General features: G+C 72.6%; 17 protein-coding genes. 12 read left to right on the top strand and 5 right to left on the bottom strand.

Annotation, left to right across the window (positions count from 1 at the left end):
* The first annotated feature begins 171 nt into the window (after nucleotides 1–171).
* Nucleotides 172–1029, top strand: coding sequence for a fused MFS/spermidine synthase (locus ABZY33_RS06200; RefSeq protein ID WP_356490288.1), 858 nt, complete (start codon nucleotides 172–174; stop codon nucleotides 1027–1029).
* Here the strand turns inward: ABZY33_RS06200 and ABZY33_RS06195 are convergent.
* Nucleotides 1016–2362: an MFS transporter gene (locus ABZY33_RS06195; protein WP_356490287.1), complete on the bottom strand. Its 1347-nt coding sequence runs from the start codon at nucleotides 2360–2362 to the stop codon at nucleotides 1016–1018. The two genes, ABZY33_RS06200 and ABZY33_RS06195, sit on opposite strands and share 14 nt — an antisense overlap.
* 87 nt (nucleotides 2363–2449) lie before the next feature.
* The gene (locus tag ABZY33_RS06190) at nucleotides 2450–3523 is read right to left on the bottom strand and encodes a hypothetical protein (RefSeq protein WP_356490286.1); all 1074 of its coding nucleotides are present in this window, start codon (nucleotides 3521–3523) and stop codon (nucleotides 2450–2452) included.
* 111 nt (nucleotides 3524–3634) lie between these two features.
* Here ABZY33_RS06190 and ABZY33_RS06185 point away from each other — a divergent pair, with 111 nt between their 5' ends.
* From ABZY33_RS06185 to ABZY33_RS06175, 3 genes are all read left to right on the top strand, one after another.
* Complete coding sequence (locus ABZY33_RS06185; protein ID WP_356490285.1) at nucleotides 3635–4096, top strand: DUF4442 domain-containing protein; 462 nt, start codon at nucleotides 3635–3637, stop codon at nucleotides 4094–4096.
* 93 nt (nucleotides 4097–4189) lie between these two features.
* On the top strand, nucleotides 4190–4384 hold the full coding sequence (locus tag ABZY33_RS06180) for an antitoxin (protein WP_356490284.1): 195 nt from the start codon (nucleotides 4190–4192) through the stop codon (nucleotides 4382–4384).
* Between the two features lie 228 nt (nucleotides 4385–4612).
* The gene (locus ABZY33_RS06175; protein WP_356490283.1) at nucleotides 4613–5251 is read left to right on the top strand and encodes a DedA family protein; all 639 of its coding nucleotides are present in this window, start codon (nucleotides 4613–4615) and stop codon (nucleotides 5249–5251) included.
* Between the two features lie 39 nt (nucleotides 5252–5290).
* On the opposite strand, the gene ABZY33_RS06170 is transcribed toward ABZY33_RS06175, so the two are convergent.
* A complete protein-coding gene (locus tag ABZY33_RS06170) occupies nucleotides 5291–5827 on the bottom strand; it encodes a gamma carbonic anhydrase family protein (RefSeq protein WP_356490282.1) in 537 nt (178 codons plus the stop codon).
* Nucleotides 5828–5957: 130 nt separating this feature from the next.
* Between ABZY33_RS06170 and ABZY33_RS06165 the strand changes: the two genes are divergently transcribed.
* Complete coding sequence (locus ABZY33_RS06165) at nucleotides 5958–6701, top strand: acyltransferase (RefSeq protein ID WP_356490297.1); 744 nt, start codon at nucleotides 5958–5960, stop codon at nucleotides 6699–6701.
* Between the two features lie 13 nt (nucleotides 6702–6714).
* Here the strand turns inward: ABZY33_RS06165 and ABZY33_RS06160 are convergent, their stop codons facing one another.
* Nucleotides 6715–7605 (bottom strand): LysR family transcriptional regulator ArgP, encoded by an 891-nt coding sequence (locus ABZY33_RS06160; protein WP_356490296.1) that lies wholly within the window; start codon nucleotides 7603–7605, stop codon nucleotides 6715–6717.
* Nucleotides 7606–7674: 69 nt separating this feature from the next.
* On the opposite strand from ABZY33_RS06160, the gene ABZY33_RS06155 reads away from it, so the two are divergent.
* The 4 genes from ABZY33_RS06155 to ABZY33_RS06140 all read left to right on the top strand — a co-directional run bounded on the left by ABZY33_RS06155 (nucleotide 7675) and on the right by ABZY33_RS06140 (nucleotide 11033).
* Nucleotides 7675–8289: a LysE family transporter gene (locus tag ABZY33_RS06155; protein ID WP_356490281.1), complete on the top strand. Its 615-nt coding sequence runs from the start codon at nucleotides 7675–7677 to the stop codon at nucleotides 8287–8289.
* Nucleotides 8290–8415: 126 nt separating this feature from the next.
* Entirely contained in the window at nucleotides 8416–9723 is a 1308-nt protein-coding gene (locus tag ABZY33_RS06150) for an MFS transporter (protein WP_356490280.1), read from the top strand.
* A 121-nt stretch (nucleotides 9724–9844) separates the two neighbouring features.
* Nucleotides 9845–10417 (top strand): XRE family transcriptional regulator, encoded by a 573-nt coding sequence (locus tag ABZY33_RS06145; RefSeq protein WP_356490279.1) that lies wholly within the window; start codon nucleotides 9845–9847, stop codon nucleotides 10415–10417.
* A 43-nt stretch (nucleotides 10418–10460) separates the two neighbouring features.
* Nucleotides 10461–11033: a YbaK/EbsC family protein gene (locus ABZY33_RS06140; protein WP_356490278.1), complete on the top strand. Its 573-nt coding sequence runs from the start codon at nucleotides 10461–10463 to the stop codon at nucleotides 11031–11033.
* On the opposite strand, the gene ABZY33_RS06135 is transcribed toward ABZY33_RS06140, so the two are convergent.
* A complete protein-coding gene (locus ABZY33_RS06135) occupies nucleotides 11030–12034 on the bottom strand; it encodes a LacI family DNA-binding transcriptional regulator (RefSeq protein ID WP_356490277.1) in 1005 nt (334 codons plus the stop codon). The genes ABZY33_RS06140 and ABZY33_RS06135 overlap by 4 nt on opposite strands.
* A 282-nt stretch (nucleotides 12035–12316) precedes the next feature.
* On the opposite strand from ABZY33_RS06135, the gene ABZY33_RS06130 reads away from it, so the two are divergent.
* The 3 genes from ABZY33_RS06130 to ABZY33_RS06120 all read left to right on the top strand — a co-directional run bounded on the left by ABZY33_RS06130 (nucleotide 12317) and on the right by ABZY33_RS06120 (nucleotide 15634).
* A complete protein-coding gene (locus tag ABZY33_RS06130; protein ID WP_356490276.1) occupies nucleotides 12317–13249 on the top strand; it encodes a sugar ABC transporter permease in 933 nt (310 codons plus the stop codon).
* Between the two features lie 5 nt (nucleotides 13250–13254).
* On the top strand, nucleotides 13255–14202 hold the full coding sequence (locus tag ABZY33_RS06125; RefSeq protein ID WP_356490275.1) for a carbohydrate ABC transporter permease: 948 nt from the start codon (nucleotides 13255–13257) through the stop codon (nucleotides 14200–14202).
* 91 nt (nucleotides 14203–14293) lie between these two features.
* Entirely contained in the window at nucleotides 14294–15634 is a 1341-nt protein-coding gene (locus ABZY33_RS06120; RefSeq protein WP_356490274.1) for a sugar ABC transporter substrate-binding protein, read from the top strand.

Below are 15634 nucleotides of genomic sequence, written 5' to 3'. Positions count from 1 at the left end.
GGGTCGACGTGGTGCAGCCGGCCCTGTTCTCCGTGATGGTGTCCCTGGCCGCCCTGTGGCGGTCCTGGGGCGTGGAGCCGGCCGCACACCCGCACGCCGCCTCGGCCACGGCGCATACCGGCGCGACGCCGCCCGTGACCGCGGGCCCCCGGCCACCGGCACAATGGGCGGGTGAACGCACCCGCCCCCGAGCCGATACCCGTCACCCGCGCCGTCGACCACGGCACCGCCAAGCTGCTGCCCGACGTGGACCGGCGGCGGGCCTGGCTGCTCACCGTGGACGGGGCGCCGCAGTCCTACGTCGATCTCGACGACCCCACCCACCTGGAGTTCGAGTACGCCCGCAGGCTCGGGCACGTACTGGACTGCGCGGCCGGGCCGGGGCGGCCGCTCGACGTGCTGCACCTGGGCGGCGGCGCGCTCACCCTGCCCCGGTACGTCGCCGCGACGCGGCCCGGGTCCCGGCAGCACGTCGTCGACGCGGACCGCGCCCTGCTCGACCTGGTCGCGGAGCACCTCCCGCTGCCGGACGGCCCGGCGATCACCGTGCACGGCGCCGACGCCCGGCAGTGGCTTCAGGCCGCGCCGGACGGCTGCGCGGACGTCGTCGTGGCCGATGTGTTCGGCGGCTCGCGGGTGCCCGCGCATCTGACGACCGAGGCGTACGCGCGCGAGGCGGCCCGGGTCCTGCGGCCCGGCGGCTGTTATGCGGCCAATCTCGCGGACGGGGCGCCGTTCACGTTCCTGCGCTCCCAAGTGGCCACGTTCCGCGCCGTGTTCGCGCAGGTCGCCCTCGTCGCGGAGCCCGGCGTGCTGCGCGGCCGGCGGTTCGGCAACGCCGTCCTCGTCGCCGCGCAGAGCGCCCTCGACGTGGCGGAACTGGCCCGCCGCGCCGCCCGCGACGCGTTCCCGGCCCGGGTCGAGCACGGGCCGGGGCTGCGGCGCTTCGCCGGGGACGCGCGGGCCGTGGCGGACGCGGGCGCGGTCGACTCCCCGGAGCCGCCCGGCGGCTCGTTCAGCGTGGGCTGATCCCCTCGGCGTCCCCCGCCGCCTCTTCCCGCCGCAGCTCATCGAGCGGGACGGCGGCGGCCGCCACCACCGCGGCCGGCGCGCGGCGGCGCAGATGGCGTACGTCCGGCACGAAGAGGACCGCGGTGGTCGCCACGACGACGAGCGCGGCGCACCCCCACAGCGACTGCGTCCGGCCGAACGCCGACTCGGCCGGACCGGCGAGGGCCGTGGCCAGCGGGACCATCGCCACCGAGCCGAACCAGTCGTAGGCCGAGACACGGGAGAGCTTCTCCTCCGGGATCTCCTGGTGCAGCGCGGTGATCCAGGAGACGCCGAAGATCTCGATGGTGACGCCGCTGACGAACATCACCGCGATCAGGGCGCCCAGCGGCACGGGGACCGCCAGCGCGGCCGACGGCAGGGCCAGCGAGAACACCGACAGCGTCGCCGCGAAGAGCAGTCGCCGCGGCTTCCAGCGCATCATCAGCACCCCGCCCAGGATCGTGCCGACGCCGAACGCACCGAGCGCGATGCCCCAGGGCCCCGCCCCGCCCAGCTCGTCGCGGGCCACCAGCGGCCCGAACACCGACTCGGCCGCCCCCACCACGGCGACGACCACCGAGAACTGGGCGACGATCGTCCACAGCCAGGGCCGGCCGACAAACTCCCGCCAGCCGTCCCGCATGTCCGCGAGCAGCCCGCTGCCGGGCACCCGCGGCGCGATGTGGCCGACGTCGAGGAACATCCGGAGCGCTCCGGCGACCGCGAACGCCGCCGCGTCGACGGCGAGCACCCAGCCGGGCCCGACCGCCGCGACCAGCGCTCCGCCGAGCGCCGCCCCACCCACCGCGGCGCCGGACATCCCCATCCGGAACAGGGCGAAGGCGCGGCTGGCCTGCTCGCCGGAGACGGACGCCATCAGCATGCCCTCGGCCGCCGGGTTGAAGAACGCCTGGCCCGTGCCGCCGAGGGCGCTGAGCGCCATCATCTGCCACAGCTTCGGCTCGCCCTGGAGCACGAGGAGCGCGAAGGCGCCCTGGGAGAGGAAGTTCAGCGCGTTGGCCGCGACCATCACGTGGTGGCGCGGCAGCCGGTCCGCCACGGCGCCGCCGACCAGCAGGAAGACGACCAGGAACAGGGTGCGCGCGGCGGCGACCAGCCCCACGTCCCCGCCGTCGCCGCCCGCGTCGAGCACGGCGAACGAGGACGCGATGAGCGCGCCGTGCGCCCCGAGCGTCGTGATGAACGCGGCGACGGCGAGCAGCGAGTAGTTCCGTCCGGCCCACGCGGGACGGCGGCGGCGCGGGCCCCCGGACGGGGCGCGGTGCGGGGAGGCGGCGGCGGAGGTCACTGAGGGACTATCGCCGCCGCACGCCCGTTTGCCAAACCGTGGCTCATGCACGCATCGGCGCAGCGGCGCCGAGGGGCAAGGCCGGGGTCAGGAGGCGGTCGGGTCCTCATAGAAGCGGACCGAGCTGAGGATCTTGTCGACCGTCGCGTCGTCCACCTCGTCCTTGACGCCCTTCGCGCCCCACCAGTCCCAGGAGACGTAGTCCCCGGCACCGTTCTGGAAGGCGAAGACGACCGCCTTGCCGTCGCTGGCGCACTTGCCCTTCTGCGGGGAGTTCACGGAGTCGGCCTTGATCAGGCTGCCCGAGACGCCCTGGGCGTTGGTGAAGTCCTTGGCCTTGCCGACCTTCACCGACTTCAGGTCCGGCTCGGTGTAGCCGCCGTAGATCCACCACGGCACGCGGTTCTCGGCGGCCTCCGCCGCGGTCTTCGCGCCGTCCTCGCCCCGGGTGCCGACGCCGGCGAGCGAGGTGTCGTCCTTGCGCCCGTCCTTGTCGGAGTCGTCGGAGCACCACTTGGACTTGTACGCGGCAGGAGCGGACACGGTCGTCATGCCGTGCTGCTTCTTGTCCTTCTTGTCCTTGTAGTCGTACTCGAACCCGATGATCTGGTCCGCGCCACTCGGATCGACCTCCCAGCCCGGCGGGACGTCGAAGACCGTCTTGTGCTTGGTGTTCACCACCGGCTGCCAGCCGGCGATGACCGGCTTGACGGCGCTGTCGCCGCCGCGCGGATTGTCGCCTTCCGGCGCCGACGCGCTCGGCTCCTGGCTCGTGGAGTGCGAGGCGGCGGGCTTCTTGGTGTCCCCGCCCTTCGCGTCGTCGTCCTTGTCCCCGCCGAGCACCAGGAACCCGGTCACCCCGGCCGCGACGACCACGGCGGTCGCCGCGACGATCGCCACGATCTTCGTCCGGTTGCCCCCGCCACCCCCGTCGGGCGGCTGCGGCGTCCCGATCGGTGCCGTCGGCGCGTTCCAGGCCGGCTGCTGCTGGTACGGGCCGGGCTGCTGGTATCCCGGCTGCTGATAGGGGTTCGGCTGCTGGTACCCCGGCTGCTGGTACGGGTTGGCCGTCGGCGGGTTGTTCGGATGGTTCGGGTAGTTCGGGTTGGTCCCGTCCTGCGGGTTCTGCTCGCCCCCGGGCGGCTGCTGTCCTGGCCACATGGCCGTAAACGATAGAGGGTCACGGGCCCGCCGGCGTTCCCGCCCGGTACCGGACGTGCAACGGTTCCGCCCCGGGCGCGAGGATGGCCAAGATTGCTACCGGTGGGTAACATGCGGGCCATGAGCGCAGACCAGATGTCGATCGGCGACATGCTCGCCGCCACGGTGCCGATGGCCCGCACCCTGAACCTCGCCTTCCTCGAGACGACCCCGCAGAAGGCGGTCGTCGCCCTGCCGGACCAGGCGGACTACCACAACCACGTCGGCGGCCCGCACGCCGGCGCGATGTTCACGCTCGGCGAGTCCGCGAGCGGCGCCGTCGTGCTCGCCGCCTTCGGCGAGCAGCTCGCGCGGGCCGTGCCGCTGGCCGTCAGCGCCGAGATCGCGTACAAGAAGCTGGCCATGGGCCGCGTCACCGCCACGGCCACGCTCGGCCGCCCGGCCGCCGACGTGGTGGCCGAGCTGGACGCGGGCGAGCGCCCCGAGTTCCCGGTGAGCATCGCGATCCAGCGGGAGGACGGCGCGGTCACCGGGGAGATGACGGTGGTCTGGACCCTGCGTCCCAACGGCTGAGGCCACGCCCTCGCGCCTCTCCCGCGCTGCGGATGCGGCATCCGCGACGAGCACCCATCCTGGAGACAACGGCTCGAACCGAGGAGGCCGACCATGTCCGTGATGGACAAGCTCAAGCAGATGTTGAAGGGCCACGAGGACCAGGCCGGCAAGGGCGTGGACAAGGCCGGTGACTACGTGGACGGCAGGACCCAGGGCAAGTACAGCGGTCAGGTCGACACGGCCCAGGACAAGCTGAAGGACCAGTTCGGCGGCGACCGCGGGCAGGAACCCCCGGGCCGGCCCTGACCGCCGAGCCGCGCGCCGTCCCACCAGCCCCGCCGCACCCGCGGCGGGGCTGGTGCGCTGTCGCGGCACGTGGCCGGGATCACGTGCTCCGCGCCAGATCACCGCGGCCACCGGTGCACCTCGCGGGAGCCGGCGGCGTCCTAGGGAGAGGTAGGCTGCCCGGCGTGCGCGGCCCGGAGGGGAGCGCACGCCGGCACATGGGTTCTCTGGGTACGGGAGGCGACGTCGTTGCACGTCCAGGAGTGGCTCGACACGATTCCGGCGGTCGCCATCTACGCCCTGGTGGCCGGGGTCATCGGCCTGGAGAGCCTCGGCATCCCGCTGCCCGGCGAGATCGTGCTCGTCTCGGCCGCGCTGCTCTCCTCGCAGCAGGGCGACGTGAACCCGGTCGTGCTCGGGATCTGCGCCACCGCGGGCGCCGTGATCGGCGACTCCATCGGCTACGCGATCGGACGCAAGGGCGGCCGGCCGCTCCTGGCCAGACTCGGCCGCAGGTTCCCCAAGCACTTCGGGCCCGCCCACATCGCCACGGCGGAGCGGTCCTTCGAGAAGTGGGGCATGTGGGCCGTCTTCATCGGCCGCTTCATCGCCCTGCTGCGCATCTTCGCCGGGCCGCTCGCCGGCGTGCTGCACATGCCGTACTGGAAGTTCCTCACCGCGAACCTCCTCGGCGGCGTGGTGTGGGCCGGCGGCACGACCGCCGTCATCTACTACCTGGGCATCGTCGCCGAGGACTGGCTCAAGCGGTTCTCGTACGTGGGGCTCGGCGCGGCCGTGCTGTTCGGCCTCGGCTCGATGCTCTACATGAAGCGGCGCGCGGCGAAGGTGGCCGCCGCCGAACCGGAGACCGTGGCGGCGGGGGAGTAGGGCGCGCCACCCGCGCCCTGCCCGCGTCCCTTCCGGGCTCTATGCGTGGGCCGCCTTGTGGGCCTTGGCCAGATCCACGTACAGGGCGCCGTTCAGCGTGATGCCCTCGCGCTCCTCCAAGGTCAGCTCCCGCCGGACCTTGGCGGGCACGCCCGCCACCAGGGAACCCGGCGGGACCCGCATGCCCTGGGGGACCAGCGCCTGCGCCGCGACGAGGGAGCCCGCGCCGATCACCGCGCCGTTCAGGACGGTCGCGCCCATGCCGATCAGGCAGTCGTCCTCGACCGTGCAGCCGTGCAGCACCGCGTTGTGACCGACGGAGACCCGCTCGCCGACCGAGACCGGGAAACCGGGGTCGACGTGGACCGTGCAGTTGTCCTGGATGTTGCTGTCGGCGCCGAGCTCGATCGGCCCGCAGTCGGCGCGCAGCACCGCCCCGTACCAGACGCTCGCCCCCGCGCGCAGCGTCACCTCGCCGATCACCACGGACGTCGGCGCGGTGAACGCCTCCGCGTGCACCTCGGGGTCCTTGCCGCCGATCCCGGTGACGAGTGCCTGGTGGCCAGTGCTTCCCATCGGGTGTCGCTCCCTACCTCTGCGTGTGCTCGTGTGCGTCGCGCCAGAGCGAACCGTACCCGTGGGGTGAAGATCACAGCCCGTCGAGGTGGGGGCGGGCGGTACGGATGAGTAACGTGGCGCCGTGCCGATGCAGTGGAACGTGTTCTCGTCAGATGGACGGTCCGGCCGGGGCGGGCTTCGCCACCGCGCAGTCCAGGCGGGCTGGCGCTGGGTGCAGCGCACCGGAGCGGTCACCGCCGAGCAGCCGGGCGGCCACCGCTTCGGCGCGATCGGACCCGGCACGAAGCTCGCGTTCCCGCAGGGCACCGTCTTCGGGGAGCCGTGGATCCGGCTGGGCGCCCACTGCATCATCGGCGAACAGGTCACCCTGACCGCCGGGATGATGCCGGACCTCGATCTCGGCCCCGAGCCGATCCTCACCCTCGGCGACGGAGTCGTCATCGGCCGCGGCAGCCATGTCATCGCCGACACGAGCGTGACCGTCGGGCGGGACGTGTACATGGGCCCCTACGTCTACATCACCTCCACCAACCACTCCTACGACGACCCCCACGAGCCCATCGGCAAGCAGTGGCCCCGCATGGACCCGGTCGTGATCGGACCCGGCTGCTGGATCGGCACCGGCGCGGTGATCCTGCCGGGGGCCAGGCTCGGCCGGAACGTCGTCGTCGCGGCCGGGGCCGTGGTCCGCGGCGAGGTGCCGGACCATGCGGTGGTGGCCGGGGCGCCGGCCCGGACCGTGCGGACCTGGGACCCGGCCGCCGGCTGGCAGCCGCCGCTGCGCACCCCGGCGCCGCGGCCGATCCCGTCCGGGGTGACGCCCGAGCAGCTGGTCGCCCTGGGCGAACTGGAGCAGACGCAGGGGCTGTGAGGCCGGACAGGTCCTAGCGCAGGGCCCCCGCGCCCGTCGCCAGGACCGCGGCGGCCACGGCCGCGAGGGCAGGGGAGTCCAGCTTCCACTGCTGCCAGTAGAGCGGGACGTCGACCGGGCGCTGCGGCGCGAGCGCGAGAAGGCGGCCCGCGCGCAGCAGCGGCTCCGCCTGCGCCTCGGGGACCATGCCCCAGCCCAGACCGGTCGCGACGGCCTCGACGAACCCCTCCGACGCCGGGACGGCGTGCCGCACGGCGCTCGCCCCGGCCCCGCCCCACTCCCGTACGAAGAGGTCCTGGAGGTCGTCGCCGCGGTCGAAGGTCAGCACCGGCGCGGCGGCGAGCACCTCGGGCAACGGCCCGTCGAGGTGGCGCGCGGCGAAGTCCGGGTGGGCCGCGGCGATGTAGCGCATCCGGCCCAGAGGGCGTACGGAGCAGCCCGCCACCGGGTCCGGCGACGAGGTGACCGCGGCCATCACCTGGCCGTCCCGGAGCAGCTCCGCGGTACGGGACTCGTCCTCGCGGCGCAGTTCGAAACAGATCCGGGGCGACTGCGGCACCCGCGCGAGCGCGGTCAGGAACCAGGTCGCCAGGGAGTCCGCGTTCACCGCGACCGAGACCCGGGCGGGTCCGGCCTCGGGGCTCATGCCCAGCTCGGCGTGGGCGTCGCGTTCGAGGCGGGCCAGCTGCCGGGCGAACCGGACGACGACCTGCCCCGACTCGGTCGCCCGCACCGGCTTCGTGCGGACCAGAAGGACCCGCCCGGTCCGCTGCTCCAGCGCCTTGACCCGCTGGCTGACCGCGGACGGCGTCACGTGCAGCGCGGCGGCGGCGGCGTCGAACGTGCCCTCGTCGACCACCGCCAGCAAGGTGCGCACCTGATCGAGAGGAAGCTCCGCGGTCATCACACTGGCTAATGATACGTAAAAATCTTTAGCTGTACGTCCAATGATCATCTCCCTAGCCTTGTCGACATGTCCGCTTCTCTCGCCGCCGCGGCCGCCGGCTTCGGCACCGGCCTCTCGCTCATCGTCGCCATCGGCGCCCAGAACGCCTTCGTCCTGCGCCAGGGGGTACGCCGCACCGCGGTCCTCGCCGTGGTCGGCATCTGCGCCCTGTCCGACGCCGTCCTCATCGCGCTCGGCGTCGGCGGCGTCGGCGCCGTGGTCGTCGCGTGGCCGCAGGCCCTCACCGCGATCGGCTGGATCGGCGGCCTCTTCCTGCTCTGCTACGGGGCCCTCGCCGCGCGCCGGGTCGTCCGGCCGGCCGGGGCGCTGCGCGCGGAGGGCGAGGCGGCCGGGTCGCGGCGCCGGGCGGTGCTCACCTGTCTGGCGATGACCTGGCTCAACCCGCACGTCTACCTGGACACCGTGTTCCTGCTCGGCTCCGTCGCCGCCGACCGGGGGCCGCTGCGCTGGACCTTCGGGCTCGGTGCGGTGCTGGCCAGCCTCTGCTGGTTCGCCGCCCTCGGGTTCGGCGCCCGGCTGCTGGGCCGCTTCCTGGCCCGGCCGGCCGCCTGGCGGCTCCTCGACGCTCTGGTCGCCGTCACGATGATCACGATGGGGGCCCTGCTGATCGCCGGCGCCTGAGCCCGGCCGGCGGTCTGCTCCGACGGCGTCCCGAGGTCGCCTTCAAAGGCTGCGTTCCAAGGACGTGCGCGCTCCTGCGATAGTGAACCCCTGATTCGATAGATGTAACGAACAACCAGGAAGCCCGTGGACACCAGCGAGAGCAGCACCGGCACCGGCCCCAAGGACGCGCCCACCGTGGGAGAGGAGCGGCCGCCCCGGCGCGGCTGGCGCCGCTGGGCCATGGACACCCGCCCGCTGCGCATCCCCGCCTACCGCCGCCTGTGGTCGTCCACCATCGTCACGGCGGTCGGCAGCCAGCTCACCGCGGTCGCCGTGCCCAAGCAGATCTACGACATCACCGGCTCCTCGGCCTGGGTCGGCGCCGCGAGCATGGCGGGGCTGCTGCCGCTGATCGTCTTCGCCCTGTGGGGCGGGGCGGTCGCCGACAGCATGGACCGCCGCAAGCTCCTCCTGATCACCAACTGCGGCATCGCCGTGACGTCGGTGCTGTTCTGGGTGCAGGCGGCCGCCGGGCTCGACTCGGTGGCGGCGCTGATGGTCCTGCTCGCGGTGCAGCAGGCGTTCTGGGGGCTCAACGCCCCGGCGCGCAACGCCTCCATCGCCCGCCTGGTCCCCGAGGGCGAACTCGCCGCGGCCAACGCGCTCGGCTCCACCGTCATGCAGACCGGCCAGGTCGTCGGCCCGCTCCTGGCCGGCGTCCTCATCCCGGTCATCGGCCTGCCCGAGCTGTACCTCGTCGACGCGCTGGCGCTGTGCGTCACCGTGTGGGCGGTCTACCGCCTCCCCGCGCTGCCGCCCCGCGACTCCGCGACGAAGCGGCGGGCGGGGGTGCGCGAGATAGCGGCCGGGTTCCGCTACATCTCGGCGCACAAGGTGCTGCTCCTGTCGTTCCTCGCCGACATCATCGCCATGGTCTTCGGCATGCCCCGCGCCCTGTTCCCGCAGCTCGCCGCCGAGACGTACGCCCCCTACGGCGAGGGCCTCGCCCTCGGCCTGCTCTTCGCGGCGATCCCCATCGGGGCGGTGGTCGGCGGGCTGTTCTCCGGCACGTTCTCCCGGGCGCGGCGGCACGGGTGGATGGTGATCGGCGCGGTCATCGCCTGGGGCGCGGCCATCGCGGGGTTCGGGCTGAGCCGGAGCCTGTGGTTCGCCGTGGTGTTCCTGGCGGTGGCGGGGGTCGCGGACATGGTCTCGATGGTCTTCCGCGGGGCGATCCTGCTCTCCGCGGCCACCGACGAGATGCGGGGCCGCATGCAGGGCGTCTTCACGGTCGTCGTGGCGGGCGGGCCCCGGCTCGCGGACGTCCTGCACGGTGCGGCGGGGTCGGCCTTCGGCCCGCGGGCCGCGGTGGTCGGGGGCGGCCTGCTCGTGGTCGTCGCCATGGCGGGCCTGGCCCTGGCGACCCCGGCGCTGCGCCGCTACCGCATCTGACCCCGGGCGGGACCGCGCGCGCTTCGCCCCGCCCGCCGCCGAAGTACAGTTCGCTGAACCTTCCGGTGCACCCACCGCGGTGCAGCCCCCGCCTCGCCTCAGCCAGAACCTTGGACGGAATGTGTCGGACCTCGACCTCCTGACCCAGTCGCTCGCCCGCAACGTCAGACACTGGCGCGCCGAGCGCGGCTTCACCCTGGACGTGCTCGCCACCCGCGCCGGCGTCAGCCGCGGCATGCTCATCCAGATCGAGCAGGCCCGCACCAACCCCAGCATCGGCACGGTCGTGAAGATCGGCGACGCGCTCGGCATCAGCATCACCACACTGCTCGACTACGAACAGGGCCCCAAGGTCCGCATCGTCCCCGCCGACCAGGCCGTCCGGCTCTGGTCGACGGAGGCGGGCAGCTACCACCGCCTGCTCGCCGGAACCGAGGCCCCGGGCCCCCTGGAGATGTGGGACTGGCTGCTCCAGCCCGGCGACGGCAGCCCCTCCGACCCGCACCCCCAGGGCACGGTCGAACTGCTCCATGTCACCGAGGGCGAACTGACCCTCGTGGTGGACGGCACCCACCACCGCGTCCCCGAAGGGGCGAGCGTCACCTTCGAGGCGGACGTACCCCACGAGTACCGCAACGACGGCGCCGTACCGGCCCGGCTGGTCATGGCGGTGTCGGTGCCGTTCGTACGCTGAGACATCCGCCGCCCGCGTACGCGGCGGCTGTTAGCGTGCCGCCATGCGCGCACCCATCGGGACGTTCGACGACGCCCGCCCCGCCCCCGACGCCCTCGACCTGCTGACCGCGCCCGTCGCGGCCGCCGTCCGGCACTGGCGCGACGGGGCGGTAGCGGCCCGGGACCTGGTCTTCGTCGACACGGAACCGGAGTGGGCGGACACAGCGACGTTCGCCGAGCACTACGGCCTCGAACTCCTCGCGCAGTCCGCGAACTGCGTGGTCGTCGCGGGCAAGCGCGGGGGAGAGACCACACTCGCCGCGTGCGTCGTCCTCTCCGCCACCAAGGTCGACGTCAACGGGGTGGTGCGCCGCCAACTCGGGGCGCGCAAGGCGTCGTTCGCCGCGATGGACACGGCGGTCGGCGAGACCGGCATGGAGTACGGCGGCATCACCCCCATCGGCCTCCCGGCGGGCTGGCCGGTCCTGGTCGACGCCGCCGTCGTCGACCTCCCGCACGTCCTGATCGGCAGCGGCACGCGCCGCGGCAAGCTGATCGTCCCGGGCAAGGCCCTTGCGCAGCTGCCGGGCGCCACGGTCCTGGACGACCTCGGGGTCGCGGTCCCGCACGCCTAGCGCGGTCCCGGACTCCACCCCGGCGCCCACCCCGTGCTCTCCCGCACCACCAACCGCGTGGGCACCAGCGTCGTCCCCCGCTCCGCCTCGCTCTCCCGCACCTGCCGCAGCGCGCTCTCCACGCAGCGCCGCCCCACCTCCGCGAAGTCCTGGTGGACGGTGGTCAGCGGCGGGAGGAAGGAGCCGGAGTCGGGGATGTCGTCGAAGCCGATCACGGAGACGTCCCCGGGCACCCGGCGGCCGCGCTCGTCGAGGGCGCGCAGGAGGCCCAGGGCCATCTGGTCATTGGCCGCGAACACGGCGGTGCAGTCGGCCTGTTCGGCCAGGCGCAGCCCCGCGCGGTAGCCGGACTCCGCCGACCAGTCACCGCGCACGAGCGGCGGCGGCAGCCGCCCCGCGCTCTCGAGCGCCTGCCGCCAGGCGTCCGTCCGCCGCTGGGCGGCGTAGGACTCCGAGGGCCCCGCGAGGTGCCAGACCGTCTCGTGCCCGAGGCCGAGAAGGTGGCGGACGGCGTCGCGCGTGCCACCGGCCTGGTCCGTGTCGACCACCGCGTACCGGTCCCCGGCGTCGGAGTCCGCGACGACGACCTTCACGTGCGGCGGCAGGGACAGCCGCGCGGAGTCCAGGAGGTGGACCTCCATGATGACGATGACGGCGTCGACGGCCAGTTCGCCCAGGCGGGAGAAGGCGCCGCGCAGCTCGTCCTGGGTGGGGACGGCGACGGGCAGCAGCGTCACCGCGTAGCCCTCGTGCGCGGCCGATGTCGCGATCGCCTCCAGGGTGCGCATGTTGCCCGTGGTGGAGAGGGTGAAGGTGATGACGCCGATCGTGCGGAAGTCGCCGCGTTTGAGGGCCCGGGCGGCGCTGTTGGGCCGGTAGCCGAGTTCGTCCATCGCCGCGCGCACCCGCTGCCGGGTCTCCTCGTGGACGCCGGGAAAGCCGTTCGAGACGCGGGAGACGGTCTGCGAGGAGACCCCCGCGACCCGGGCGACGTCCGCCATCGACGCGTTCTGTGTACGGCGGCGCCCGCCTGTGGCCCCACCGCGCGCCGGGGCGCCGTCCGTTGCTCCCACCGTCTCCCTCACCAGCCGTGTTCCCGCGGTTCCTGGATGTCCTCGACGACCCTTGACCGTCGTCACCGGGGCAGTGTAGACATGCCGCCACCGAATGTTTACGTAAACATAGCAGCCCACGGCCTCTTGCGCGGATCGATGTTTACGCAAACATCCATCGGGACGCGCGATGCCGAGCCTGGGGACGGGACGTATGGACAGGGAATCCGGATGACGACGCTTCAGCCGGCGGCCACGGGCCGCCACCCGGCGCGGCCGGTGGCGCGCCGCACCCGCCGCCCGCGCCGCTCATGGACGGGCTGGGGGTTCATCGGCCCCTTCGTGCTCGTCTTCGCCCTGGTGTTCCTCGCGCCCCTGGCGTACTCGGTCTACCTGAGCCTCTTCCGCACCCAGCTCATCGGCGGCACCACCTTCGTGGGCCTCGACAACTACCGACAGGCGCTCCAGGACGGCCAGTTCTGGGACGGCGTCGCCCGGGTCGGACTGTTCCTGCTGGTCCAGGTGCCGATCATGCTGGGCGTCGCGCTGCTGGTGGCCCTCGCGATCGACAGCGGCCGGCTGTACGGCAAGGACTTCTTCCGGATCTCCGTCTTCCTGCCCTACGCCGTGCCCGCCGTCGTCGCCACCCTCATGTGGGGCTTCATGTACGGCCCGCGCTTCGGTCTGGTCGGCGACCTCAACGACGCGTTCGGGCTGAGCCTGCCCGACCCGCTCTCCTCCGGGCTGATCCTCGCCTCCATCGGGAACATCGTCACGTGGGAGTTCGTGGGCTACAACATGCTGATCTTCTACTCCGCCCTGCGCGTGATCCCGCACGCGCTCTACGAGGCGGCCGAGATCGACGGCGCGGGCCAGTGGCGGGTCATCTCCGCGATCAAACTCCCGGCGATCCGCGGCGCCCTCGTCATCGCCACGATCTTCTCGGTCATCGGCAGCTTCCAGCTCTTCAACGAGCCCGCGATCCTCCAGAAGCTCGCGCCGAACGCCCTCACCACCGACTACACCCCGAACTACTACACGTACTCGCTGTCCTTCTCCGGCCAGCAGCACAACTACTCCGCGACGGTCGCCATCGTCATGGGCGTGCTCACCATGGCCGTCGCCTACGCCGTCCAGCTGCGCGGCATGCGCAAGGGAGCGTGACCCCGATGCCGGAACCGACGGCCACCACCCACACCGTCGCCGCCCGCACCGGAGCGCCCCGCAGGCCCGCCGCACCCCGGCTGCGCACACCGCGCAGGCCCGGCCCGGCCCGCCCGCGGCGCAGCGTCCTGCTGACCGTGCTCACCGCGATCGTCCTCCTCTACAGCCTCGTACCCCTGCTGTGGCTCGTCATCAGCGCCACCAAGACGCAGGAAGGTCTGGCCGGCTCGTTCGGCCTGTGGTTCGACGGGGACTTCGCCCTGCTGGACAACGTCCGCCGGACCTTCACCTACCAGGACGGCGTCTTCGGCCGCTGGCTCCTCAACACGCTGCTGTACGTGGTGGTCGGCGCGGGCGGTGCCACGTTCCTGGCCGTCCTCGGCGGCTACGCGCTCGCGAAGTTCCGGTTCCCCGGCAAGCGGGCCGTGTTCGCCGTCGTGATCGGCGCGGTCGCGGTGCCCACCACCGCGCTCGCCGTCCCGACGTTCCTGATGTTCAGCAAGATCGGTCTGACCGACACCCCGTGGGCCGTCATCATCCCGTCGCTGATCTCGCCCTTCGGCCTGTACCTGATGTGGGTGTTCGCCACCGAGGCGATCCCCGCCGAGCTGATGGAGGCGGCGCGCATCGACGGCGCGGGCGAGGTGCGGACCTTCTTCCAGGTCGCGCTGCCGCTGCTGGCGCCCGGCACGGTGACCGTGCTCCTCTTCACCACCGTCGCCACCTGGAACAACTACTTCCTGCCGCTGATCATGCTGAAGGACCCCGACTGGTACCCGCTGACCCTCGGCCTCGACGCCTGGAACAAGCAGGCCCAGACGGCCGGCGGCGAGGCGGTCTTCAACCTGGTCGTCACCGGTTCACTGCTCACGATCGTGCCGTTGATCGCCGCTTTCCTGCTGCTCCAGAAGCACTGGCAGTCCGGACTCGCCGCCGGGAGCGTCAAGGAGTAGCCGCGGCAGGGCGGTCGCCGCCGCCGTGCCCCGCACACCCCGCCGCACCGGCACCCCTCCGTAGCCACCACGACGAAGTGGAAGACCCAGCATGTTCCAGCACACCCGGCGCCTCGTGCGCGGTATAGGTCTCGTCGCGGCTCTCGCCCTCGGGGCGAGCGCCTGCGGCGGCTCCGACGACGACAGCTCCGGCCAGAAGCAGGTGGGCGCGGCCGACCTCCGGGCCGCCCTGAAGAAGGGCGGCACCGTCACGGTGTGGGCGTGGGAGCCCACCCTGAAGCAGGTCGCCGCCGACTTCGAGAAGAAGTACCCGAAGGTCCACATCGAGCTGGTCAACGCGGGCACCAACAACGACCAGTACAAGGCCCTGTCGAACGCGATCTCGGCGAAGAAGGGCGTCCCGGACGTCGCGCAGATCGAGTACTACGCGCTCGGCCAGTACGCCCTGACCAAGCAGATCGCCGACCTCAGGCCCTACGGCGCCGAGAAGCTGGCGGACGCCTACTCGCCGGGTCCGTGGAACGCGGTGCGGTCCGGCGACGGTGTCTACGGACTGCCCATGGACTCCGGCCCGATGGCGCTCTTCTACAACAAGAAGGTCTTCGACAAGTACAAGATCGCCGTCCCGACGACCTGGGACGAGTACGTGGAGGCCGCCCGCACGCTGCACAAGGCGGACCCGAAGGCGTACATCACCAGCGACGTCGGCGACGCGGGCCTGACCACCAGCCTGCTGTGGCAGGCCGGTTCGCACCCGTACAAGGTCGACGGAACCAAGGTCGGCATCGACTTCACCGACGCGGGCGCGAAGAAGTACACCGCCACCTGGCAGCGGCTGATCGACGACAAGCTCCTCTCCCCGGTCGTCGGCTGGAGCGACGACTGGTACAAGGGCCTGGGCGACGGCACCATCGCCACCCTGCCCATCGGCGCGTGGATGCCCGCCAACTTCGCCTCCGGCGTCAAGGGCGCGGCCGGCGACTGGCGCGTCGCCCCGCTGCCGCAGTGGACCAAGGGCGCGCACGCCTCCTCCGAGAACGGCGGCAGCTCGCTCGCGCTGCCCGCGCTCGGCAAGGACAAGGAGCTGGCGTACGCCTTCGTGGAGTACGCGAACTCCGGGGCGGGCGTACAGACCCGTATCAAGAACGGCGCGTTCCCGGCCACCACGAAAGACCTGAACTCCTCGTCGTTCCAGGACACCCCGTTCCCGTACTTCGGCGGTCAGAAAGCCAACAAGATCTTCGCCGAGTCCGCGCAGAACGTGCCCGCCGACTGGAAGTACCTGCCCTACCAGGTGTACGCCAACTCGATCTTCAACGACACCGTCGGCAAGGCCTACATCTCCGGCACGAAGCTGTCGGCGGGACTGAGGTCGTGGCAGGACGCCTCCGTGAAGTACGGCACCGAACAGGGCTTCACGGTCGAGAAGTAG

Source organism: Streptomyces sp. NPDC006552, from assembly GCF_040611655.1.
Taxonomy (GTDB): domain Bacteria; phylum Actinomycetota; class Actinomycetes; order Streptomycetales; family Streptomycetaceae; genus Streptomyces.
Note: the sequence above shows the minus strand (reverse complement) of the source record. Positions and strands in the feature narration are given on the sequence as shown.

Bases quoted from the DNA above. Each gene is read 5' to 3' on its own strand.
- ABZY33_RS06135 (WP_356490277.1), bottom strand. From the start codon at position 12,034: ATGGCGGACGTCGCCCGGGTCGCGGGGGTCTCCTCGCAGACCGTCTCC.
- ABZY33_RS06160 (WP_356490296.1), bottom strand. From the start codon at position 7,605: ATGACCGCGGAGCTTCCTCTCGATCAGGTGCGCACCTTGCTGGCGGTG.
- ABZY33_RS06185 (WP_356490285.1), top strand. From the start codon at position 3,635: ATGCGGGCCATGAGCGCAGACCAGATGTCGATCGGCGACATGCTCGCC.
- ABZY33_RS06140 (WP_356490278.1), top strand. From the start codon at position 10,461: ATGCGCGCACCCATCGGGACGTTCGACGACGCCCGCCCCGCCCCCGAC.
- ABZY33_RS06120 (WP_356490274.1), top strand. From the start codon at position 14,294: ATGTTCCAGCACACCCGGCGCCTCGTGCGCGGTATAGGTCTCGTCGCG.
- ABZY33_RS06165 (WP_356490297.1), top strand. From the start codon at position 5,958: ATGCAGTGGAACGTGTTCTCGTCAGATGGACGGTCCGGCCGGGGCGGG.
- ABZY33_RS06130 (WP_356490276.1), top strand. From the start codon at position 12,317: ATGACGACGCTTCAGCCGGCGGCCACGGGCCGCCACCCGGCGCGGCCG.
- ABZY33_RS06170 (WP_356490282.1), bottom strand. From the start codon at position 5,827: ATGGGAAGCACTGGCCACCAGGCACTCGTCACCGGGATCGGCGGCAAG.
- ABZY33_RS06155 (WP_356490281.1), top strand. From the start codon at position 7,675: ATGTCCGCTTCTCTCGCCGCCGCGGCCGCCGGCTTCGGCACCGGCCTC.
- ABZY33_RS06180 (WP_356490284.1), top strand. From the start codon at position 4,190: ATGTCCGTGATGGACAAGCTCAAGCAGATGTTGAAGGGCCACGAGGAC.
- ABZY33_RS06190 (WP_356490286.1), bottom strand. From the start codon at position 3,523: ATGTGGCCAGGACAGCAGCCGCCCGGGGGCGAGCAGAACCCGCAGGAC.
- ABZY33_RS06125 (WP_356490275.1), top strand. From the start codon at position 13,255: ATGCCGGAACCGACGGCCACCACCCACACCGTCGCCGCCCGCACCGGA.